Source organism: Streptomyces sp. ME02-8801-2C (assembly GCF_033793965.1).
GTDB lineage: Bacteria > Actinomycetota > Actinomycetes > Streptomycetales > Streptomycetaceae > Streptomyces.
This window is the reverse complement of the sequence record NZ_JARAXP010000002.1, coordinates 141,169-163,084: the sequence shown is the minus strand read 5'-3', so window position 1 is coordinate 163,084 and position 21,916 is coordinate 141,169. Positions and strand designations below refer to the sequence as shown.

At 71.2% G+C, this 21,916-nt stretch carries 20 protein-coding genes; 7 read left to right on the top strand and 13 right to left on the bottom strand.

All coding sequences use genetic code 11. The features are described 5' to 3' along the window. The first annotated feature begins 23 nt into the window (after positions 1–23). Positions 24–497: an MmpS family transport accessory protein gene (locus PV396_RS05440; RefSeq protein ID WP_319200949.1), complete on the top strand. Its 474-nt coding sequence runs from the start codon at positions 24–26 to the stop codon at positions 495–497. A gap of 70 nt (positions 498–567) precedes the next feature. Here PV396_RS05440 and PV396_RS05435 read toward each other — a convergent pair whose 3' ends face one another. Continuing rightward, entirely contained in the window at positions 568–2,436 is a 1,869-nt protein-coding gene (locus PV396_RS05435; protein WP_416071342.1) for a rhamnogalacturonan lyase, read from the bottom strand. A gap of 174 nt (positions 2,437–2,610) precedes the next feature. Between PV396_RS05435 and PV396_RS05430 the strand changes: the two genes are divergently transcribed. After that, a complete protein-coding gene (locus tag PV396_RS05430) occupies positions 2,611–4,206 on the top strand; it encodes a hypothetical protein (RefSeq protein WP_319200947.1) in 1,596 nt (531 codons plus the stop codon). Here the strand turns inward: PV396_RS05430 and PV396_RS05425 are convergent. Next, positions 4,132–4,971 (bottom strand): class I SAM-dependent methyltransferase, encoded by an 840-nt coding sequence (locus PV396_RS05425; protein ID WP_319200945.1) that lies wholly within the window; start codon positions 4,969–4,971, stop codon positions 4,132–4,134. The genes PV396_RS05430 and PV396_RS05425 overlap by 75 nt on opposite strands. A gap of 21 nt (positions 4,972–4,992) precedes the next feature. Then, on the bottom strand, positions 4,993–5,298 hold the full coding sequence (locus PV396_RS05420) for a 4a-hydroxytetrahydrobiopterin dehydratase (RefSeq protein ID WP_319200943.1): 306 nt from the start codon (positions 5,296–5,298) through the stop codon (positions 4,993–4,995). 215 nt (positions 5,299–5,513) lie between these two features. Here PV396_RS05420 and PV396_RS05415 point away from each other — a divergent pair, with 215 nt between their 5' ends. Then, positions 5,514–6,377: a helix-turn-helix transcriptional regulator gene (locus PV396_RS05415; protein ID WP_319200941.1), complete on the top strand. Its 864-nt coding sequence runs from the start codon at positions 5,514–5,516 to the stop codon at positions 6,375–6,377. A gap of 60 nt (positions 6,378–6,437) precedes the next feature. After that, positions 6,438–7,253, top strand: a complete 816-nt coding sequence (locus PV396_RS05410) for an SAM-dependent methyltransferase (protein WP_319200939.1) — start codon at positions 6,438–6,440, stop codon at positions 7,251–7,253. Between the two features lie 76 nt (positions 7,254–7,329). Here PV396_RS05410 and dnaK read toward each other — a convergent pair whose 3' ends face one another. The 6 genes from dnaK to PV396_RS05380 all read right to left on the bottom strand — a co-directional run bounded on the left by dnaK (position 7,330) and on the right by PV396_RS05380 (position 15,475). After that, positions 7,330–9,198 (bottom strand): molecular chaperone DnaK, encoded by a 1,869-nt coding sequence (gene dnaK, locus PV396_RS05405; RefSeq protein WP_319200937.1) that lies wholly within the window; start codon positions 9,196–9,198, stop codon positions 7,330–7,332. Between the two features lie 155 nt (positions 9,199–9,353). Beyond that, complete coding sequence (locus tag PV396_RS05400) at positions 9,354–9,782, bottom strand: OsmC family protein (protein WP_319200936.1); 429 nt, start codon at positions 9,780–9,782, stop codon at positions 9,354–9,356. 85 nt (positions 9,783–9,867) lie between these two features. After that, on the bottom strand, positions 9,868–11,670 hold the full coding sequence (locus PV396_RS05395) for a DUF2201 family putative metallopeptidase (protein WP_319200934.1): 1,803 nt from the start codon (positions 11,668–11,670) through the stop codon (positions 9,868–9,870). After that, positions 11,667–12,728, bottom strand: coding sequence for an ATP-binding protein (locus PV396_RS05390; protein ID WP_319200932.1), 1,062 nt, complete (start codon positions 12,726–12,728; stop codon positions 11,667–11,669). Before PV396_RS05390 ends, PV396_RS05395 begins: the two co-directional genes overlap by 4 nt. A gap of 127 nt (positions 12,729–12,855) precedes the next feature. Next, positions 12,856–14,958, bottom strand: coding sequence for an alkaline phosphatase family protein (locus PV396_RS05385; protein WP_319200930.1), 2,103 nt, complete (start codon positions 14,956–14,958; stop codon positions 12,856–12,858). An 82-nt stretch (positions 14,959–15,040) separates the two neighbouring features. Further along, complete coding sequence (locus PV396_RS05380) at positions 15,041–15,475, bottom strand: hypothetical protein (protein ID WP_319200928.1); 435 nt, start codon at positions 15,473–15,475, stop codon at positions 15,041–15,043. A gap of 121 nt (positions 15,476–15,596) precedes the next feature. Between PV396_RS05380 and PV396_RS05375 the strand changes: the two genes are divergently transcribed. Beyond that, entirely contained in the window at positions 15,597–16,373 is a 777-nt protein-coding gene (locus tag PV396_RS05375; RefSeq protein ID WP_319200926.1) for an MBL fold metallo-hydrolase, read from the top strand. Then, the gene (locus PV396_RS05370; protein WP_319202240.1) at positions 16,373–16,999 is read left to right on the top strand and encodes a DedA family protein; all 627 of its coding nucleotides are present in this window, start codon (positions 16,373–16,375) and stop codon (positions 16,997–16,999) included. Before PV396_RS05375 ends, PV396_RS05370 begins: the two co-directional genes overlap by 1 nt. Before the next feature lie 48 nt (positions 17,000–17,047). Here the strand turns inward: PV396_RS05370 and PV396_RS05365 are convergent, their stop codons facing one another. The 3 genes from PV396_RS05365 to PV396_RS05355 form a co-directional block, all read right to left on the bottom strand. Next, positions 17,048–18,073, bottom strand: coding sequence for an MBL fold metallo-hydrolase (locus PV396_RS05365; protein WP_319200924.1), 1,026 nt, complete (start codon positions 18,071–18,073; stop codon positions 17,048–17,050). Positions 18,074–18,087: 14 nt separating this feature from the next. Beyond that, complete coding sequence (locus tag PV396_RS05360; protein WP_319200922.1) at positions 18,088–19,317, bottom strand: aminotransferase class I/II-fold pyridoxal phosphate-dependent enzyme; 1,230 nt, start codon at positions 19,315–19,317, stop codon at positions 18,088–18,090. Positions 19,318–19,436: 119 nt separating this feature from the next. Beyond that, a complete protein-coding gene (locus tag PV396_RS05355) occupies positions 19,437–20,159 on the bottom strand; it encodes a hypothetical protein (RefSeq protein ID WP_319200920.1) in 723 nt (240 codons plus the stop codon). Positions 20,160–20,439: 280 nt separating this feature from the next. Here PV396_RS05355 and PV396_RS05350 point away from each other — a divergent pair, with 280 nt between their 5' ends. Further along, positions 20,440–20,841, top strand: a complete 402-nt coding sequence (locus PV396_RS05350) for a GAF domain-containing protein (RefSeq protein WP_319200918.1) — start codon at positions 20,440–20,442, stop codon at positions 20,839–20,841. Positions 20,842–20,889: 48 nt separating this feature from the next. Here the strand turns inward: PV396_RS05350 and PV396_RS05345 are convergent, their stop codons facing one another. Then, on the bottom strand, positions 20,890–21,684 hold the full coding sequence (locus PV396_RS05345; RefSeq protein ID WP_319200916.1) for an RNA polymerase sigma factor SigF: 795 nt from the start codon (positions 21,682–21,684) through the stop codon (positions 20,890–20,892). Between the last annotated feature and the right edge of the window lie 232 nt (positions 21,685–21,916).

The following is a 21,916-nucleotide window of genomic DNA, read 5'->3' as shown; positions in this document are numbered from 1 at the left end:
CCGTCGGGGCTCTCATCCTGGTCGTGGGCATCGTCATCGGGTCCGCCGGGGGCGACGGCACGGAGAAGACGAGCGCCGAGCCGGCGCCCACCGTCACGAAGACCGTCGAAGCGAACACCAAGATCGCGGCGGAACCCGCACCCACGGTGACCGTCACCGAGACGACCAAGGTCGAGGTGGCGCCCAAGAAGCAGGACCCGCCGGCGGCCCCCGAGGGGAAGGCCGTGTTCAAGGTCTGGGGCTCGGCTCCCAACGGCGTGGACATCACCTACGGCAGTGACGGCACCAACCTGGACGGCAGTCGGCTGCCCATGACGAAGACGCTGACCGTCGACGAGGACGCCCTCTACTACCAGGTCTCCGCACAGCTCACGGGAGGCGGAGACGTCCAGTGTTCCGTGACGATCGACGGGAAGACCAAGACCGGTCGGGCCAAGGGCAGTTACAACATCTGTTCCGCTCAGCTCAACAGTGACTTCTCCGGCGGATTCAGCTGATCGACGGGTGCTGAGGACACGAAACGGTGGTCGTGCCGGACGGGCGCGGCCACCGTTGCCGTGTCGGTCGCTACGGCGTGTACACCGTAGGCCTCGGTGCTGTCGGCATGTTGTTGCCGATGAAGAAGCTGGGGTGTGGGGGCTGGTTGTATGCAGTGTTCTGCCAGGCGATTCCCGTGCGGTACATCGTGTCGTGCAGCAGGGTGGTGATCTTCGTCGTCGTCTCGATCGGCGTCGAGTAGATGCGCAGGGCCGTGTTGTCGCTCGTCGCCCAGACGACTTCCTCGCGCCAGTCGCCGAAGAGGTCGCCGGAGAGGGCCGGGGTGGCCTTCGTGCTGTTGTTGGAGTGGACGGAGGCGCCGGTCAGCAGGCGGGTGTCGGAGGACGTGCCGTACTTGTCGATGTGCGTACCGTCGAGGAGTTCGCGCACCGGGTCGCCGTCCCACCAGGACAGGAAGTTGACGGAGGACGGCTCGCGGCCCTTGGCCGCACCGCCCTCGTCACGGATCGAGGAGTCCGATGCCGACCAGACCTCCGCCCCGTCATTGCCCGCCCAGATGTCCCCGGCGACCCCTCTGCCGTTGTCGCAGCAGGCGGCTAGGCTCCAACTGACCGTGCCGTTGGCCGGGTTGATGTACAGCTCGGCCGGCTGGGAGGCGGACTCCGACACCTTGAAGTACTCCAGTCCCGCGTGTGCCGGGTCCAGGTCGCCGAGGTGCTGGGCGTCACCGTGCCCGGTCCTCGTCGTCCACAGCCCGTTGCCGTTGTCGTCGACGGCCATCGCCCCGTAGACGATCTCGTCCTTGCCGTCCCCGTCGACGTCCCCGACGGACAGGCTGTGCGAGCCCTGGCCGTCGAACCCCTTGCCGCTGTTGGTGGAGGAGCTGGAGTCGAAGGTCCAGCGGCGCGTGAACGCCCCGTTCCGCCAGTCCCAGGCGGCCAGCACGGTACGCGTGTAGTAGCCGCGCGCCATGATCAGCGAGGGGCGGGCACCGTCCAAGTAGGCGGTGCCGGCGAGGAATCGGTCGACCCGGTTGCCGTAGGAATCGCCCCACGACGAGACCGTGCCGCGCGCCGGGACGTAGTCGACCGTCCCCATCGCCTTGCCGGTCTGCCCGTTGAACATGGTCAGATACTCGGGCCCGGAGAGCACGTATCCGCTGGAATTCCGGTAGTCCGCCGACGAGTTGCCGATGAGCGCGCCCGTCCCGTCGACCGTGGCGTCCGCCGTCTTCATGGCGACCTCCGCCTTGCGGTCGCCGTCGTAGTCGTACACCTGGAACTGCGTGTAGTGCGCGCCCGAGCGGATGTTGCGCCCCAGGTCGATCCGCCACAACCGCGTGCCGTCGAGCTTGATCCCGTCGACGATCGTGTTGCCGGTGTACCCCGACTGGGAGTTGTCCTTGGCGTTGGTGGGCTGCCACTTCAGTACGAAGTCGAGCGCGCCGTCACCGTCCAGATCGCCCACCGACGCGTCGTTCGCCTCGTAGGTGTAGGCGACCCCGTCGGGAGTCGTGCCGCCGGCGGGCGGGGTGATCGGCACGTCCTTGTATCCGGTGCGGAACTGGATCGCGTGGACGGAGTCGGCCTGTTCCACGCCGCCGACGACCGCACGGACCGTGTAGTCGGCCTGGGCCGGCGCCCCCGAGTGGAAATAGTTCGTGGAGCCGGTGACCGGCGTCGAGTTGACCTTCGTACCCGCCCGGTACAGGTTGAAGGACACGTCGTTCGGATCGGTGCCGAGCCAGCGCCAGCTGACCAGGTTCCCGCTGTCGGTGTGCACGCTGACGACACCCCGGTCGAGCGCCTCGACCTGACGGGCGGTGGCTGCCTCGGCGGTACCGGCGTTGCCGTAGGCGGTGAGGCCGCCCGCGACCAGCGCGACGGCCGCCACGGCGGTCGGAATTCTGCGTTTGCGGTGCTCAGAGGGGTGCGGCACGATGGAATCCTCTTTCGTGAACGACGAAACGAACGGATACCTCTCGGAGAAGAGAGCGGTGCTGTTCTGCTGTCGCCACCCGTGCGGCGCGAGTTGCCGGGGTAGCGCGGATTCCTCTCGCCCGTCGGGCGAAACGCAGTTCTTTCTTCTGGGCTTTTCTGTAGGTGGAGCCTCATGAGCACCACGACACCCGGCGGCCCGATCCCACGAACGCCGGAGCAGGACCCGAGACTGGGGATCGGGTTCGATCCACCATGGAAGTCCGCTTCCCGCCCCACGCATCGGCTGGTCACCATCGGTGACTCGCTCACGCATGGGTTCCAGAGCGGAGCGATCTTCAACACCGACCTGTCGTATCCGGCGATCATCGCCCACGAACTGGGGTGGGCGGACAGGTTCCGCTTCCCCAGATACGACGGGTTCGGCGGCCTCCCGTTCAACATCGAGATGTTTCTGCGTGACCTCGAAGCACGCTTCGGGCGCGACGTCGACTGGTGGGAGACCGTTCCCGCGCTGCTGCACGCCCGGCGGTCCATGGACAAGGCCGAGGACTACTGGGAGCGGGGACCCGGCAGCGTTCTGCCCAGTGCCACGGCCATCAACCACAATCTCGGGATCTTCGGCTGGGACCTCAGGGACGCGCTGGACAAGACCGCGGCCGTGTGCGTCAAGCGGCTCGCCAACCCCACGGACAACCTGCTGCGGCAGACCGTCGGTCATGCCGACGACCTGGCCGCCCTGCGGGTACTGCCGGCCCCTCCCGACGGCGCTCTCACCCAGTTCACCGCGGCCGCCCGCCTCGGCGAGGACGTGGGCCAGGGCATGGATCCGGACCACGGCATCGAGACACTCGTCGTGTTCCTCGGGGCCAACAACGCGCTGGGGTCGGTGCTGGATCTCAAGTACGTCCTGAGCGACGGAGAGAACAATGCCTTCGAGGACCTCGACGCCAAGGCGAAGTTCACCGTCTGGCAGGTCGAGCACTTCAGTAGCGAACTGGAGAAGGTCGCCGCCGCCGTGCACACGATCAAGGCCCGGCACGTCATCTGGTGCACGGTCCCCCACGTGACGATCGCCCCGATCGCCCGTGGCGTCTCCGTCAAGATGGAGCGGGGTTCCTCGTACTTCCCGTACTACACCCGGCCGTGGATCACCGATCGCGACTTCGACCCCACCGAGGACCCGCATCTCACCGGCGAGCAGGCGCGCGAGATCGACGCCGCCATCGACGGCTACAACTACGCGATCGCCGATGTGGTCCGGCAGGCGCGAGACGGCACCGCGGCCGGGGCCGGCGGCGACAAGAAGGACTGGTATCTGCTGGAGATCGTGGCAGTGCTCGACCGGCTCGGCTCCCGCCGCTACATCGAGGACCCGCTCGCGCGACCGCCCTGGTGGCAGCCGTATCCCATGCCCTCCGCGCTGCGCGCGCTCGATCCGGTGCCCAACACCCACTTCCTGACCAGCGACGGTCAACGCCGTATCGACGGCGGTGTGTTCTCCCTGGACGGCGTGCACCCGACGACCGTCGGCTACGGCATCATCGCGCAGGAGATCGTGAACGTGATGCGTCTGGCCGGCGTCCCGTTCTTCCGGCCCGACGGTGTGACACCCCGTCAGGACCCGGTCCTGGTGGACTTCGAGAGGCTGGTCCGACGCGACACCCTCATCAACCACCCACCGGGGAACCTCACTTCAGGACTGCACGTGCTCGCCTGGGCCGACGAGACCCTCGATCTGCTGCGGCGCTCCCTGCGGTTCGGTATCTGAGGCCCGGCGCGTGTGCGGGACGGCGACCGGTTTCCGGTACGCCCGCAGGGTGAACACCGGGTCCGGGCGGGGCCGGTCCTGGTCGGGCAGTGCCTCCAGACGCGCGGCGAAGCCGTCGGCCAGAGGGTCGCCCGGCGGTAACGTCATGAACCACCCGCGCCGCAGGTCGGCGACGGCCCGCCGGGGACTGCGTCCCTGCCCGCGCCCCCGGAACCGCGCCTCCCCGGCCGCCACCAGCCCGTGCGCGAGGGCATGCGCGTCGACCACAGCAGCCGCGTCCGGCGCCGCACGCCATGGACGCGAGGCGAGAACGGCGTCGATGTCACTGCCCACGTTGTGCGAGGCACCCTTGTCGACGGTGGTGACATACACCCCGCCCGGCCGCAACACCCGGGCGCACTCCCCGATGATGGCCCGGACGTCCTCGGCCCGCCCGGCGAGATGCAGCAGCCACACACTGGTCACCGCGTCCAACCCGCCGTCCGGGAAGGGAAGGTGACGACTGTCGGCAAGCACGACAGCACCGGGGAGGCGGACGACGGCTCTCCTGGCCATCGCGTCGGTCAGGTCGACGCCCGTCACCCGCATCCCGGCCCGCGCCACCGCGAGGCGCCGGGTCACGATGCCCGTACCGCATCCCACGTCGAGCAGACTGCGCGTTTCCTCGGGTACGAGGCTCAGCACGGCCTCCGCGGCGGCCGCCGCCCTCGGCTCACCGCCGCGCGAGGCGTCGTACCGCTCCGCCTCCTGGCTGTAGTCCAGCACGATCCCCCTCCCGCGGCCCGGTCAGCTCGCCCCATGGCCCGGTGCGAGATCCTCGACTCTGCGCGCGAGCTCGAAGTCGAGGCGGGTGACAGCACCACCCACGCTGTGGGTGTTCACGGTGAGTGACACCGTGTTGTACCCGAGGGTGAGGTCCGAATGGTGATCCAGCTCCTCCTGGACCTGGGCGATGTGGATGACCAGCGCCGTAGCGGCGAAGTGCGAGCCGAGACGGTACGAGCGGGCGATCCGGTCTCCGTCGAGCGTCCAGCCCGGCAGTTCCGCCAGCCGGTCCTCGATCTCCTTCTGCGACAGCGGTTCGACGGGCATGACCACGCTCCTTCCCTGATGTGGGGTGCCCTCCCAGCGTCCCACAGACAGAGCGTTCCGGCCCAGGTCAGGAGGTTTTTCCGGGTCGCTGCGAAGACCGGCCCACTGCCGCGGGCGGATACCTTCCGAGCAATCCCCGTGGCTCGAACCTGTCAGGGCGACAGCGGAACGTGACACACTGCTCGCGATACTTCGGCGCGTAGGGGAGGCGTGGCGTGAGTGAGCGGCGGGCTGCGCCCACCGTGGGCCAAGTGGTGCTCGGGAGACGGCTCCAGGAGCTCCGCGAGGCGGCCGGGCTGAAGCGGGAGGAGGCCGCGCGGGTTCTGCGCGTGGCGTCGGCGACCGTACGGCGGATGGAGATGGCCGAGGTCTCCCTCAAAATCCCGTACGTACACGTGCTGTTGACCGCGTACGGCGTGCCCGAGGACGAAGTGGCCACGTTCGTGGACCTGGCCGAGGAGGCGAACGAGCCCGGCTGGTGGCAGCGCTTCTCCGACGTCCTGCCGGACTGGTTCAGTCTGCATGTGAGCCTGGAGGGCTCCGCCCGGCTGATCCGCTCCTATGAACCGCACTTCGTACCCGGCCTGTTGCAGACCTCGGAGTACGCGCGGGCGGTCATGGAGGCCGGGACGATCGGGCACACGGGCCCCGAGGCTGTCGAGCGGCATGTGTCGCTGCGCATGGCCCGGCAGAAGCTCCTCACCCGCGAACACCCGCCCCACCTCTGGGTCATCGTCGACGAGACGGTGCTGCGCCGGCCCGTGAGCATCGACGGCAAGGTCATGCGCGACCAACTGGACCGACTTCTCGACGCGTCGGAGAGCGGCCATGTCACCATCCAGGTGGCCGAGTTCAGGGACGGCCCGCATCCGGGCACGTCCGCGCCCTTCGAGCTGTTCCGTTTCGCCGAGCCGGAACTGCCCGACATGGTCTACACCGAGTACCTGACCGGCGCGCTGTATCTGGACTCCCGCCGGGAGGTCGCCTCGCACCTGGAGGTACTGGACCACATGACGGCCGGTGCCGCGTCCGCCCAGCGCACCAAGGAGATCATCGCCGAGTACCGCGACGGCTACTGATCCGCGACTCCACCGCAGCGACGCACAACGTACGTAAGGGACTTGAGGAGCACACACCGCATGACCGCACCAGAGGGCGCGCCCACCCGGATAGACACCAGCAGACCCCACCCCGCCCGGGTCTACGACTGGTGGCTCGGCGGCAAGGACAACTACCCGGTGGACGAGGAACTGGCTCGCAGGATCCTCGCCGTCGACGGCACGGTGCTGCGCGGCGCGCGGGCCAACCGCCGGTTCATGCAACGGGCGACGCGTACGGCCGCCGAGGCCGGTATCCGCCAGTTCCTCGACATCGGCACGGGCATCCCCACCGAGCCGAACCTGCACCAGGTGGCCCAGAGCGTCGCCCCCGAGTCCAAGGTGGTGTACGCGGACAACGACCCGATCGTCCTGCGGCACGCCCAGGCGCTGCTGCACGGCACCGCCGAGGGCACGACCGACTACGTGCACGCCGACGCCCGCGACCCCGAGACGATCCTGCGCCTGGCCGGCGAGTCCCTCGACTTCACCCGGCCCGTCGCGCTGTCGCTGGTCGCGTTGACCCACTACCTCGGCGACGACACCGACGGCGACGACGTGTACGGCCTGCTGAAGAAGTACGTCGACGCGCTCGCCCCGGGCAGCTGTCTGATCCTCTCCCAGGTCACCCCGGACCTCAGCCCCGAGGCCATCACCAAGGCGGCCGAACACTTCCGGCGCAGCGGCACCCCGTTCTACCCCCGCGCGCTCACCGACTTCCACCGCTTCTTCGACGGCCTGGAACTACTGGGCCCCGGCGTCATCCCGGTGTACGGCTGGCGCCCGGACCCGGAGGACGTAGCGGCCCAGGCAGAGGGAATAGTCCCGGTGTACGCGGGCGTGGCCCGCAAGCCGTGAAAGGGGGCGCTTCGCGCCCTTCTTTCAGGGGCGCGGGGAACTGCGCGACCAGCCACAACGCCCCCGCACCCCGCACCTACACCCCGGGCCCCTTCCCGCCCCCACCCCCCTCCCCTTCCCGCTCGTGATCAACAATCTCCGCCTCCACAACCCCCTCCTCCTCCGCAGAAGCCTCCTGAGGCGACGGTTCCTGCTGAGCCTGCGCATACATGGCCTGCCCCATCCGCTGACTGACAGCCGCCAGCTTCTCCACCCCCGCCCGCAACACGCTGACATCGGTCTCCTGGGACAACAACCCCTTCACCTCGGCGACAGCCGAGGCAACCTCCGACTTCGTCTCCGCCGGCACCCGCTCCTCGTTGTCCCGCACGAACTTCTCGGTCTGATACACAAGTTGCTCGGCCTGGTTGCGCGTCTCCGCCGCCTCCCGGCGGCGACGGTCCTCGTCGGCGTACTGCTCGGCCTCGCGCATCAGACGGTCGATGTCGTCCTTGGGAAGCGCTGATCCGCCGGTGACGGTCATCTTCTGTTCCCGGCCGGTGGCCAGGTCCTTCGCCGAGACGTGCATGATCCCGTTGGCGTCGATGTCGAAGGCGACCTCGATCTGCGGCACCCCGCGCGGGGCCGGCGGCAGCCCGGTGAGGTCGAAGACGCCCAACTTCTTGTTGTACGCGGCGATTTCACGTTCACCCTGATAGACCTGGATCCCGACCGAGGGCTGGTTGTCGGTGGCCGTCGTGAAGATCTCCGAACGCCGGGTGGGGATCGTGGTGTTGCGCTCGATGAGCTTGGTCATGATGCCGCCCTTGGTCTCGATCCCGAGGGACAGCGGGGTGACGTCGAGCAGCAGGACGTCCTTCACGTCGCCGCGGATGACACCCGCCTGGAGGGTGGCGCCCAGCGCGACCACCTCGTCCGGGTTGACGCCCTTGTGCGGTTCCTTCCCGGTGAGTTCCTTGACGAGTTCGGTGACGGCGGGCATCCGGGTCGAGCCGCCGACCAGGATCACCCGGTCGATCGCGGAGAGCTGCACACCGGCGTCCTTGATCGCCTGGCTGAAGGGCTTCTTGCAGCGGTCGAGCAGGTCCGCGGTGAGCTCCTGGAACTGGGAGCGGGTCAGTTTCTCCTCGAGGTGCAGCGGCCCCTCGGCGGAGGCGGTGATGTAGGGCAGGTTGATGCTCGTCTCGGAGGCGCTCGACAGCTCGATCTTCGCCTTCTCGGCGCCCTCGCGCAGCCGTTGCAGCGCCATCTTGTCGGCCGCGAGGTCGATGCCCTGCTGCCCCTTGAAGCGTTTGACGAGATGGTCGACGATCCGCTGGTCCCAGTCGTCGCCGCCGAGCCGGGTGTCGCCGTTGGTCGCCTTGACCTCGATGACCCCGTCGCCGATCTCGAGGAGGGACACGTCGAAGGTGCCGCCGCCCAGGTCGAAGACGAGCACGGTGTGCTCCTCGCCCCGGTCGAGGCCGTACGCGAGGGCGGCGGCGGTCGGTTCGTTGATGATCCGCAGCACCCTCAGGCCGGCGATCTCCCCGGCCTCCTTGGTGGCCTGCCGCTGGGAGTCGTCGAAGTAGGCCGGCACGGTGATCACCGCGTCCGAGACGTCCTCGCCGAGATACGCCTCCGCGTCCCGCTTCAGCTTCTGCAGCACGCGCGCGGAGATTTCCTGGGCGCGGTAGCGGGTGCCGTCGACGGACCCCTGTTCGGGGAACCGCCAGTCCCCGTCGCCCATATGGCGCTTGGCGGAGCGGGCCGTGCGCTCCACGTTCGTCACGGCCTGCCGCTTGGCGACCTCGCCGACGAGTACCTCACCGTTCTTCGCGAAGGCCACGACGGACGGTGTGGTCCTCGCCCCCTCGGCGTTCGCGACGACGGTGGGGTCACCGCCCTCCAGTACGGCCACCACCGAGTTCGTGGTCCCCAGATCGATCCCGACCGCACGTGCCACAGCTGTCCCCTTCCGCCAGGACGCTTCCCGCCCTCCACCAAAGAACCGAGTGCCTTGTTGTCGATCCTTTCTCCGGGCCCCTCCTTTGAGATACCCCGGAAACGCCGCTGCCGCGCACCTCGGACCGAGGTGCGCGGCAGGGATGTGAGCGAACGTCAGGCGAGCTTCGCCGACAGGGTGATCGTCGTACCGGTCAGGGCCTTGCTGACCGGGCAGTTCGCCTTGGCGTCCTCGGCGGCGGCGACGAAGGCGTCCTCGTCGATGCCAGGCACGGTGCCCTCCACGGTGAGGTGGATGCCGGTGATGCCCTCACCCGGCTGGAAGACGACGTCGGCCGAGGTCAGGAGCTTGGTCGCCGGGGTTCCGGCGCCGGCCAGGGCGTGCGAGAACGCCATCGAGAAGCAGCTGGAGTGGGCGGCGGCGATCAGCTCCTCCGGGCTGGTCTTGCCGTTCGCGTCCTGGGCGCGGGAGGCCCACGTCACGGGCTGCTCGGCGATGGCCCCGGAGGAGTCGAAGGTGACGACACCGCTGCCCTCCAGCAGGTTGCCTTCCCAGACGGTGTGTGCAGAGCGCGTGGTAGCCACGGTTCTTCCTTTCGCGTGCGGTCCCGATGCCGGGGTTGCGTATCCCCGTGGCCCCCATCCGATCACACTCCGGCCCACTTCCGGTTCACTGCACCCTAAAGACCGGCCCCCGCGCGGTGAACGGCAGACGCGCACCCTGCGGGATCAGATAGGCGTGCTCCCGCCGTACCCGCAGCACGTCGCACCAGCCGTCCGTGATCACCAACACGGGCGCCCCCGGCGGAAAGTCGTCGGCCCGGTGCAGCAGGTCGATGCCCGGCTGCAGTACGGTCCCGCCGCGTCCGTGCACCCGGACCCGCCCGGCGATCTCGGTGACGGGCAGATAGCCCGCGTCGTGCGGGGCGGCATCGCAGAACACGACCCGCGCCGCCGGTACGTCCCGTGCGCCGGCGTACGAGGCGATCGCGCCCAGCGCCTTGCCGAGCAGTGCGCGGTCCATGGACCCGGAGGTGTCGAGCACGACCCCGAAGGTGCAGCGGGCGATCTCCTCGGGCGGGAAGTACCGCCCCGCGCGCGGGATGTCGGGGGTGGAGGACTGGCGGCGCGAGGGGCGCGCATAGGACCGTACGGGTTCCGGGCGTGGGACGAACTCGTCGAACCAGCGGGCGAGTTGGGCGTCCCACGGCAGCGGCGGATGGTTGAGTGCGCGGATCTCCTCCACCAGTCCGCCCGGCAGGTACCCGCGCTCGTGCTGCTGGTGCAGGTTCAGGCCCTGGCCGAGGCCGCGCCGGTAGAACTCGTCGAGGTCGACGTAGTCGCGCGGCGAGCCGAGCGGAGCGCCCAGGACGTCGCAGGCGCCCTTCCCGCGCAGGGTGGACAGGCGGCGCATCCGACGCAGGTCCTTCGCGATCCGGTCGTACACCTCCTCCGCGGACAGGCCCTTCAACTCGGCGTCGTACAGCAGCCCTTCGGGTGCCGTGCCGACGTCCATCTCCGTCAGCCAGCCGTTGATGACGTAGTCGCAGGCGACGTTGAAGAGGTACGGGTCGCGGGTACCGCAGCGGTCGCCGTGGCGCAGGGCGGCGTGCAGCATCTCGTGGGCGAGGACGAACCGCCATTCCTCGTCCTCCAGTTGACGCAGCGGGTTGATGTAGATCTCGCCCGCCTCCGCGTTCACGGCGGCGACAGAGATGCCGTGGGCCTGGACCAGTTCGAGGTCGGCGACGAGTTTGATGCCGGCCGCGATCCCGCCGAGCAGCGGGTAGGAGGTGACGAACCAGCTCAACGCCTTTTCCCAGGGCCGCAGTTCGACCGCGTCGCCGTCCATGGAGTCACGTCGCCCGCCCGCCATGTCCATCGCCGTCGCCATCGTGCGGGTGAGGGCGGAGGCGAAGGAGAGCTGCCAGTCGGGCACCGCCGGGGCCCACTTGTCGTACGGTTCGAGCCACTGGTCGGGGTCGCCGCCCGCCGTACCGCACCGCTCGAACGCGGCCGGGATCGAGCCCGCGTGCCGCCAGCGGGCGGCGATCTGTTCCTCGTCGCCGTCGGGGTAGGCGCGCGGGAGGTGTTCGGCGGCGGTGCCGACCGGGAAGCCGAGGAGGAAGCGGTTGACGACGACGCAGCGGGCAGCGAGGTCGTAGCGGTCGGGCTGGACGCGGTCGCCCTTCGCCGCGGGGACGTGCCCGAAGCCGAGGTGGATGAGACCGTGCGCGACCGCCCACGCCCACTCGGCCGGGTCGGCCCGCCGGGTGGGGTGGACGTGCAGGACCCCGTCCGAGTCGACGCGGACCAGTCCGTCCCGGGGCGAGAGGACACAGTTCTCGCCCCGGCAGGTGTAGAAGTGCACCGAGCCGAGCGCCGGGTTGGCGTTGACGAGGGCCAGCCCGGCCTCGAACGCCTCCCGCGCGAGGTCCTTCTTCTTCTGCGCCTCCTTGCGCGCACGGCTCACCGGCGCGCCTCCACCAGTCGCGGCATGTCCCGCGCCGCCTCGACCAGGAACCAGGCGGGCAGCAGGGGGTTGCCGTCGGCGTCGGAGGCGATGACGCTCTGCGCGACCTCGACCGAGATCTCGGCGAGCTGCACGAGCAGCGACTTGGCGCGGTACGCGGCCTCCCTGCCGTTCGGCGACATGTGCCCCTTGCTGGCGGGGAGTTCCTTGACGAGGCGGCCGCGGAACGACTCGGCGAGGTAGTAGAGCAGGTCGCGGTCCTCGATGCGGTGGGGCCAGCGCGCGTCGCCCTTGATGATCGCGTCGATGCCGAACCGGCTGCGCACGATCTTGACGTATCCGCAGAACGCGGTGGCGTGCGTCGGCGTCAGCGCGCCGTGCGCGATCACCTTCAGGGTCTCCTCGTCGAGCGCGGGCCCGAAGGAGTGCAGGGCGTCGGAGAGCAGGTGCCAGGAGCGGGGCGTGGAGAAGGGCTCCTCGGTCTTCGGCGGCTTGGACCAGAGGTGGTCGGGCCGGTCGGTGAGGTGGTCCACGACCCACGGGTGGATGTCGTTGTTCGCCGCCCAGACCAGCCAGTCCTTCGGCGAGGCCTCCAGGTGGACATGGGCGAGACGGTTGACCAGGGCGGAGGCGATGGGCCGGGCGAGGGCGTTGTCCGTGGCGCGGTTGCCGGCGCCGATCACGATCGAGCCCTTCGGCAGCTCGTAGTTGCCGATGCGCCGGTCGAGAATCAGCGAGTAGAACGCCTTCTGGACGTCCGGCGTGGCCGCGTTCAGCTCGTCCAGGAACAGGCAGTACGGCTCGTCGCGGGCGATGGCCTCCGGCGGACAGAACACGGACCGCCCGTCGCGGATCTGCGGTACGCCGATCAGGTCCTCCGGCGCCAGTTGCGTACCGAGCAGGCTCACGCACTCCAGTCCCAGCGACTCGGCGAACTCCCTTACCAGGGAGGACTTTCCGATGCCGGGGGCGCCCCAGAGGAACACGGGCCGCACGGTCGCGAGCCCGAGCAGCAGCTCCGGAATCCGGGCGGGGGTGACGGTGACGGCAGCCTGCACGCAGGTACTCCAGGGATTCGTAGAGAACGGAACGCGCGAAGGCGCGAGGTCCAGTACGAACAGTGTGGGTACGCGGGCCCGGGCGCGCAGCCGATTTTTTTCGGCGGGGCCCGCGGTACGACGGTCCCTAGGCGACCCGCCGGCCCGAAGGGTCCTCAGGGACGTTGAGCGGCACCTGCGGCCCGTTGCACTCACGCAGCCAGCGTCGCAGTACGCGGTGGATGTGCTCGGCGCCGACGAGCTCCTCCCCCTCCTCGGCCGCCGCCGAGAGCGCGACCGGTGCCAGAAGGAAGGGTCTGCCCTGGGCGCCTCCGAGGCCGCCGTGCGAGCCGATCTGCTCCTCGAAGGCGAGCACCTCCCCCTCGGCGGGGTCGTACCAGGAGTTGACCATGATGTCGGCGGTGTGCGGAAAGGAGTGCGTACGGCGCACCGCGCTCGCCGCGCCGGGCCCGAAGTCGGCCAGCGGACCGAGGAGTTCACCGTCCGCCTCATCCGGTTCGTCCAGCGCGTCCACCGGGATCTGTGCGCCGTGCGCGCCCAGCACCAGCCCGCCGTGCTCCTCGCTGGCGACGAGGACGAAGCCCACGCCGGGATGGTTGGCGAGGGTGGTCAGCAGCGCGGGATGGCGGGCGTCGATCTCATCCTTGGTCATACGGTGGTGCACGTCCGGGAAGGAGATGAGCCCGAGGTTCCCGGAGGCGAGCACCAGCGGTTCGGAGTGGCGGCCCGGGGGGACGTGCCGGCCGCCGTTCTCCTCGACGGGCCGGCGCAGCGCGGCGCGCACGGCGGCGCGTGCCTCGGCCCCGCTGTGGGTGCGCTCCGCCCTGCGCGGTACGGGCAGACCGCAGCCGGCCCGGACGAGGTCGCCGAGGCTGAGCCCGTACCGTCCCCGGAAGGTCTCGCCCGGGCTCTGCCCGTGGTCGGAGAGGAGGACGATCCGGTAGGGGCGTGGCGCGTGTTCGGCGACCTGCGCGATCAGTGCCACGGCGCGGTCGAGGCGCTGGAGGACCTTCTCCACGTCCCGGCTGTGCGGCCCGGAGTGGTGGGCGACCTCGTCGTAGGCGACCAGGTCGGCGTAGACGGCGGTGCGGCCGGCGAGCATGTCGCCCATCACGGCGGCGACGACCACGTCCCGCTCCACGACGGTCGCGAACGCGCGGATGAACGGGTAGAGCCCGCCGCGTGCCACGCGCGGACGCCGTTTGCGCATCCTGGCCATCGTGGACTGACCGATCTCGCGGCCCACTTCGGCGAGGAAGGACAGGGCGGTGCGGACGGCGTTGGCGGGGTCGGAGAAGTAGGCGAAGTAGCCTGCGCGGGAACGGTTCTCCCGGCCGCGGCGGCGGGCCGCGATGGACAGCACGAGGGCCTGCTCGTCGGCGCCTCCGCTGAAGAGGTTGCCACGGCTGGCCCCGTCGACGGTGAGCAGCCCGCCGTCGCCGGTGTGTTCGACGGCCCGGCGCTGGAGCTCGGCGGCACTGGTCGGCCTGTTGCACACCATGACCTCCCCGGAGCTCTTCTCGTACCAGCGGAAGGCCGGGATGTCGTGGTTGGTGCCGTGCAGGATGCCGAGCTGGCTGGCGCCGGTCTGGCTGGACCAGTCGGTACGCCAGGGGGTGAGCCGGTGACTTGCGCCCAGCCAGCCCGCGACGGTCGGCATCAGCCCCTTCTCCACGGCCCGCACCAGGACGTCGTGGCCGACGCCGTCGAGCTGCAGGAACACCATGCCGGGTGTCGTGGGGCCGTCGAACGGCCGTGCGGTGCCGCGTCGGTCGGCGAGCCGGTAGAGCCGTCTTCGATAGGCGTCGTCGTCCCGTACGGCCAGTGCCGCGCCCGTCGCGGAGGCCACGGCGGACATCACCGCCGCTACCACCACCGCCGTCTCCGGGGCCGCCTCGGGGCGGTCGGCCGGGGTCAGCCGCAGGGCGACGAGCAGCAGCGCGCCGTTCAGGAAGAAGACCAGCAGGCCGAGGACGAGGGCGGGCACGAGCAGCAGCAGCCGGACCAGCACCGGCCAGACCAGGGCCGACAGCAGACCGAACGCGCCGGCCCCGAAGGCCGCGGTGACCGCGATCCGGGTGGCGCTGTCGCCGTCACCGGAGCGGATCCGGAAGTCCGGCAGGAGGCCGGCGAGCACCAGCATCGTGAGCGTCGACACCGCCCACACCGCGACGCTCCGCCCGATCTGGCTGGCGATCGGCCGCCAACGCACCGCACCCACGTCCCGCACACCTCACGTCCCGGCCCGACCCCCGCGGCCGGCCTGCGCCCACCCTGTCACAACGGTCGGACCACGTCCGGCGTGCCCTGTTTCACCGGCCGTCGTAGCCGGCGGTCGGCATGGACAGCCTGCGGTGGACCCGGGCCTTCATCTGGGCGTCGTACGACGGTTCCGCGCGGCCCACCGTCTCCACCCGCACCCCGCGCCGGGCGCACTCGGCGGTGAACTCGTCGACCGAGGTCAGCGCCTGCTCCAGGACCCGCTGGCTGGGCGCCACGAACAGGTCGAGGCCCGCCTCCACGCCGTCCCAGAGGGCGCAGTGGTCGGGGCGCAAGCTCCGGACGAGCAGCTCCCTGGTGACGACGTAGCCGCGTTCGGCGGCCCAGCGGGCGCACATCGCGTACTGGCTGCGGGAGTCGACGAGGAACGGCTCCTCGTCGAGTTCCTCGAGCGGTGTCAGGCTGGCGATCGCGGTGACCCGCGGAATCGGACCGGGCAGGCCGACGGCGGCGTGCGCGTGTCCCATGGCGTCCCCCTAAGCTCCGGGCTTCCCCGTTCACCTCAGGGTTTCCCCACTCGCCCCGGGTTTCCCGCCGACCCTACTCCTGCCCGTAGGCTTCGGGGAGTCGCGCGAAGGAGGCAAAGGGGTGCCGGTGGAGATCACGTGGTGGGGGCACGCCACCTGTACGGTCGAGGACTCGGGCGTACGCGTGCTCACCGACCCCCTGTTCGTGCGCCGGCTTGCCCATCTGCGCCGTCGGCGGGGCGAGTTGCCGCCCCCCGGCGCATGGAGCGCGGATGTGGCGCTCGTTTCCCATCTGCACTCCGATCACCTCCATGTGCCCTCCCTCGCGCGCCTCGCGCCGGGCGTGCGCCTGATCGTGCCCCGGGGTGCGCCGAAGGCGGTGCCGGGTCTGTCGCGCCGGCTGGCGCATCTCCGGATCACGGAGATGGCCGCCGGGGACCGTACGGAGGTCGGTGACCTGGTCGTCCGGGCCGTGTCCGCGCGGCACGACGGGCGGCGGCTGAATTTCGGACCGCAGCGGGCTCCCGCGCTCGGCTATGTGATCGAGGGCGAGGCGCGGACGTATTTCGCCGGGGACACGGGCCTGTTCGCGTCGATGGCGGAGGAGGTCGGGCCGGTCGACGCGGCGCTGCTGCCGGTGGGCGGCTGGGGGCCGTATCTCGGCGAGGGGCATCTGAACGCGGAGCGGGCCGCCGAGGCGCTGGCCCGGCTGGCGCCGCACTGCGCGGTGCCGGTGCACTACGGCACGTACTGGCCGATCGGGATGGACGCCGTGCGCCCCCATGAGTTCCATGCGCCGGGTGAGGAGTTCGTCCGGCTCGCGGCGGAGCGCGCGCCGGAGGTCGACGTGTACCGGCTGGGCCATGGGGAGAGCGTGCGCCTGAAGGTCGCGCGGTGATCGTGGAGCTGGCCGCCGCGGCGGCCCCGGGGCAGGGGTCGGCGGGGCAGGCGATCGGCTATCCGACGCTGTTCCTGCTGGTGATGGTCGGGGCGCTGGTGCCGGTGGTGCCGACGGGGGCGCTGGTGAGTTCGGCGGCGGTGGTGGCCTTTCACCAGAGGACGCCGCTCGCGATGGTCCTGGTGTTCGTGGTGGCCTCGCTGGCCGCGTTCCTCGGCGATGTGGCGCTGTACTGGCTGGGCCGGCGCGGGATGGACTCGAAGAACGGGTCGCGCTGGCTGGCCGCGATCCGCAACCGGGCTCCCGAGGACCGTCTCGCACAGGCGCAGGAGAAGCTGAGCGAGCACGGGGTGGCGGTGCTGGTGCTGTCCCGGCTGGTGCCGGCGGGCCGCATCCCGGTGATGCTGGCCTGCCTGATAGCGAAGTGGCCGGTACGCCGCTTCGCCCGCGGCGACGTCCCGGCATGCCTCGCCTGGGCGGCCACGTACCAGCTGATCGGCGTCCTGGGCGGCTCCCTCTTCGACGAGCCCTGGCAGGGCGTGCTGGCGGCGGTGGTGCTGACCCTGACGATCAGCGCGGCACCGAGTGTGTGGCGCCGGGTACGAGGGGTCCGCGGAGCGGCCTGAGCGAGCGGGCCGTTCCGCGCCCGTCGGTGCGGCGCGCGGGCCTGCCTGTCAGGACAGTACCCGTGAGCCTCCGACCGGTAGGTCCCACAGGTCCTGGCGAGGCAGGCCGGCCTTGTGCCAGGCGGCCTGTACGCGGGTCAGGGGTTCGAGGACCGGTTCGGCGGACAGGACGAAGGTCGCCCAGTGCATGGGCGCCATCCTGCGCGCGCCGACGTCGATGGCGGCCTGGACCGCCTCCTCCGGGTCGCAGTGGACGTCGCTCAGCCACCACCGGGGGTTGTACGCGCCGATCGGCAGCAGCGCGAGGTCGATACCCGGGTAGCGCTGCCCGATACGGCTGAACCAGTGGCCGTAGCCGGTGTCGCCCGCGAAGTAGACGCGCTGCCCGTCCAGGTCGGTGAGCACCCAGCCGCCCCAGAGGGTGCGGCAGGTGTCGGTGAGGCCGCGCTTGGACCAGTGGTGGGCCGGTACGAAGTCGAAGCGGACGCCGACCAGTTCGGCCGTCTCCCACCAGTCCAGCTCGGTGACGTGGGTGAACCGGCGGCGCCTGAACCAGCGGCCGAGCCCCGCCGGCACGAACACGGGGGTCTCGCGCGGGAGTCGGCGCAGCGTCGGGGCGTCCAGGTGGTCGTAGTGGTTGTGGCTGATGACGACGGCGTCGACGCGCGGCAGCGCGCTCCAGGCGATGCCCACGGGGGTGATGCGGGCCGGCGTACCGAGGATGCGGCGGGACCAGACCGGGTCGGTGAGGACGGTGAGCCCGCCGATCCTGACCACCCAACTGGCGTGTCCCGCCCAGGAGACGGCGACCGTCCGGGTGTCCACGCGGGGCAGCGGGCCGGGGGCGAAGGGCAGCCGCGGGATGTCGGCGAGGCCTTCCGGAGTCGGTCGTACGGCGCCCTCTCGGGCGAATCTGGCCATGCCGCTGAGGCCGGGCAGCGGGGCGGTCAGGCGGTCGGCGAAGGACCGGGGCCACACCCGGTGGCCGTACGGCGGCCGAAGCGCCTCGGTCGGGGTGCTGACGCCGGGGTCGGGGTCGGTGCTCGCCGTGGTCGACTCGGACTGTTGCGTCATCGAGGAGGCTCCCGTCACTGAGCGTCGTCACGGAGATCGTCGAAGATCGATCCCATCAGGGTCAACGCGCGTTGCACGTGTGGCAGTTCCAGGGGTTCGGGTGACATGAGCGACTGCGCCCGTTCCTCGGGCGTGTCGCCGAGCAGGGCGCCGGTGGCCAGCCGGACGCGCAGTGCGGCGAGGTCGTCCCCGAACCGGTGACCGCCCGGCGCGGGCATCCCGAGCCGGGCGGTGAGGTACTCCTCCAGTTCCTGGGCGTCACCGACGCCATGGGCACCGAACGCGGTCCGCAGGGGGCCGAGATCGACGTACAGATGGCGGCCCGACCTCGGTGGCAGGGCCAGACAGCCCGCGGCGACGACCACGGCGTGCGCGGAGGTCGCCACGCGTGCGTGCAGCCGTACGGCGGCGGTGAGCCGCTGGGTGACGGGCCCGGGCTCGCCGAGCGCGTAGCCCGCCGCGACGGCGACCGGTTCGGCGATCCGGGCGCCGAGCGCGGTGAGTACGTCGAGCACGCGCGCGCGTAGGGCGTCGCCGAAGGTGTTCGCGGGGAAGCGGGCGAGGGCGGCGGGCCAGCCTGGCGGCAGCAGCGCGCCGCGCAGGTCGGTGACGACGGTGACCCGCTCCGGCAGCATCTCGGCCGGGCTGAGCAGCACGGTTTCCTGCGGCCTGTGCAGGGTGTCGCGCCAGGTCTCGTCGCTGACCAGGTGGAGGCCCTCCCCGGCGGCCGCCTCCACGGTCTCGTGCAGGAGTTCGGGCGGTGCGACGGTGGCCGTCGGGTCGTCCGCCACGGACAGGACGAGCAGCCGGGGGTCACCGCCCTCGGCGCGCACCCTGCGTACGGTCTCCAGCAGGGCGTACGGGTCCGGCACGCCTCCGCAGTCGGCGGGCGTGCCCACGTGGAACACGGATCCGCCCAACGCCCGTACCTGGGGCGCCCACCAGCTCGCGCAGGGCCGGGGCACCAGGACGTCGCCGCCGATCGCGGCGGTCAGCGCGTGCAGCAGGGCGGGCGCGCCGGGCGCGGCCACCATCTGGTCGGGCTCGGCGGGCAGTCCGCGCCGGGCCCAGTAGCCGCCGGCCGCGTCGAGGAGGGCGGGGTCGCCGCCGGTCGGCCGGGCGTCGGGGCGGGTGGCCGCGGCGGCGAGCGCGGCGGCGAGTTCGGGCAGTACGGGGAGTGCGTCGTCGGGGAACGGCGGGCCGTAGCGGACGGGGCCGTGCCCCTGGGTGTCCGTCCGGCGCATGCGTACCTCCGCGCGGTTGCTGGGTCCGGTGTGGTGCCTGTGCCTGCCTGTGAGTTCGAGTACCCACGGTCCCAGGGACCCATGGGGGCCGATCGGGGTTGCTTTCCGCCGGGCGGGGGTCAACGCCGCGTGGACGTCCTCCCGCGGCTCACCCGGTGTACGGCGGCCCCGGCCGCACCCGCGATCAGTACTCCGCCGGCGACCAGTGCGGGCACCGAGTCGGTGAAGGCGCCGCCCTGCCCGGCCTCCACCCCGCGCTGCACCGGGGCGGGCGTGGGCAGGGGCGCGTGCGTGGATGAGTGCGTGGGACAGGAGGTCAGGTCCTGCAGGTCACTGCTCTGCCAGTCACCGCTGTGGGAGCCGGTGCCGCAGCTGCCGGCATCGCTGCCGGGGCCGGTGCCGCTGCCGGGGCCAGTGCCGTCGCGGGTCACCGTGAACGTCGCCTTCCACGCCTTGCCCTCGGCGCCGGCCTGCCCTGGACACGTGCCGTCGGCAGACCACTCGGAGGCCGGGGAGCCGGCGTTCTGGTCGCCCTCGAAGCTCGCCGCGGGCGCGATCTTCGCGGTGCCGCTGTAGGCGGGGCCGGTCACCTGGTCGCCGTTGCCGGGAACCTGCTGGAGCTGGACGGTGCCCTGTTCGAAGCCCAGGGAGTGCGCGTCGATGGACGCGGGCGGAGTCCCGCCGGTCGCCTCGCAGGCCACGGAGACGGTGACGGTGCCGCCGGGGCCGACGGTACCCGGGCTGACCTCCCCGGCGGCGTCCGCCGACCCGGCCGAGGCGGCGGCGCCCAGAGCGGCACCGGCCAGGGCGGCGACGGACAGGAGACGGGCGGTGCGGCGCATGGCTGGGCCCCTTCGAGCGGCGACTGCGGAGCACGTCGGGTGGTGCCCCGCCCCCCATGACAGCCCGCCCGACGCCGCGACGCGCGCGGCCGGACCCCATTGGCGGGACGAACACACCCGACCGGGTGACGGTGCCCTTGGCGGTCCTGTGCGGCCCACCTGCCCGTCCCACCCGACCCGGGCGGGTCCGCCGCGCACCTGGCCAAGCCCGTCTCGCCCGGCCGCTTGCCGACCGGCCCGGGCGGGCCAGTGCCACCCACCAGTCCCGTCCGACCGTCCCTTGCCGCAGGCCAGGCCGGGCCCGTCCCGCACGCCTGTCCTGCCCGCCCGGCGGATCCGTGCCGCCCGTACGGCAGTGTTGGGGCCGTCCGGGGCGGACACGGACGCCGTCGCGGCCCAGGACCCCGTCGGCTGTCCGCTGGTCGTCGAGGCGGCGCGGGGTGGCTCTCCCGCGCCGCGCGTGCGTCCCGAGGACCCGGACGCCTTCGGCCGCGACGCGGCCGGCGCCCCGGTGCTGGTCCAGGCGAACGTGACGTCCCTGCTGTGCGTGCCGCTGGCCCGCGACGGCGTCGTGCTCGGTGTGCTCACCCTGTTCCGCAGCGGGGCCCGGCCGGCGTTCTCGATGGCGGAGGCGCAGGCGATGGACATGATGTCCCGTCACATCGCGCTGGCCATGGGCTAGTTGGTCATCAATGTCGGCCGGTCAACCGCTAACCGGTCAGCCGGTCGGCTAGGCGGCGTCCTTCATGACCTGGTCCCGCAGCCGGTTGCAGGAACGGCTGATCAGACGGGAGACGTGCATCTGGGAGATACCGAGCTGCTCGGCGATACGGCTCTGGGTCATGTCGCCGAAGAACCGCATGTAGAGGATGGCGCGTTCACGTTCGGGCAGCGCCCGCAGCCGCGGCTTGACGGCCTCGCGGTCGATGACGGTGTCGAGGGCCGGGTCCGCCGCGCCGAGTGCGTCACTGAGGGAGTATCCGTCCTCGCTGCCCGGGAGTTCGGCGTCGAGGGAGAGAGCGGTGAAGCTCTCCAGCGCCTCCAAACCGACCTTGACGTCCTCCTCGGTCATGTTGGCGTGCTCGGCGATCTCGGCGACGGTGGGCCTGCGGCCGGAGATGGTCTGCGACAGGTCCTGGGAGGCGAACCGTACGCGGTTACGCAGGTCCTGGACCCGGCGCGGCACGTGCAGGGTCCACATGTGGTCACGGAAATGGCGCTTGATCTCACCGGTGACCGTCGGGACGGCATAGCTCTCGAAGGCATTGCCGAGTTCGGGGTCGTAGCGGTCCACGGCCTTGACCAGGCCGAGCGCGGCGACCTGGCGCAGGTCGTCCAGACTCTCGCCGCGACTCCGGAAGCGGCCCGCGAGCCGGTCCGCCATGGGCAGCCAGGCCTCGACGATCTTCGCCCGCAGAGTGTCGCGCTGCTGGCCCGGCGGAAGCGCGGCGAGCCTGCGGAACGCTTCAGCGGTGTCGGGGGCGTCGTCGTGGGGGTGGCGCTTCGGACTCGTCTGAGTTCGCATGGTGCGTCGCAACTCCCTTGGAGTGCTTGGTGTGGACGGGTCACCGTGGGAGGGCGCGTCCACCCGGACAGACACACCCGGGTCGGTGATCCACCGCTCCCACGGACGTGCCTCCTGTCCGAAGCACTGTTGTTGCGGCTGCCCCGCGCCATGCGCGCCAAACAGGTTTTTCGCCGGGCCTTCTGGTGACTCGGCCGGTACGACCCGCACGCCTCCTCCCCCAGGGGTTTCT

Coding starts and splice junctions, on each gene's coding strand:
- PV396_RS05430 (WP_319200947.1), top strand. CDS start 2,611: ATGAGCACCACGACACCCGGCGGCCCGATCCCACGAACGCCGGAGCAG.
- PV396_RS05420 (WP_319200943.1), bottom strand. CDS start 5,298: ATGCCCGTCGAACCGCTGTCGCAGAAGGAGATCGAGGACCGGCTGGCG.
- PV396_RS05410 (WP_319200939.1), top strand. CDS start 6,438: ATGACCGCACCAGAGGGCGCGCCCACCCGGATAGACACCAGCAGACCC.
- PV396_RS05380 (WP_319200928.1), bottom strand. CDS start 15,475: ATGGGACACGCGCACGCCGCCGTCGGCCTGCCCGGTCCGATTCCGCGG.
- PV396_RS05365 (WP_319200924.1), bottom strand. CDS start 18,073: ATGACGCAACAGTCCGAGTCGACCACGGCGAGCACCGACCCCGACCCC.
- PV396_RS05360 (WP_319200922.1), bottom strand. CDS start 19,317: ATGCGCCGGACGGACACCCAGGGGCACGGCCCCGTCCGCTACGGCCCG.
- PV396_RS05355 (WP_319200920.1), bottom strand. CDS start 20,159: ATGCGCCGCACCGCCCGTCTCCTGTCCGTCGCCGCCCTGGCCGGTGCC.
- PV396_RS05345 (WP_319200916.1), bottom strand. CDS start 21,684: ATGCGAACTCAGACGAGTCCGAAGCGCCACCCCCACGACGACGCCCCC.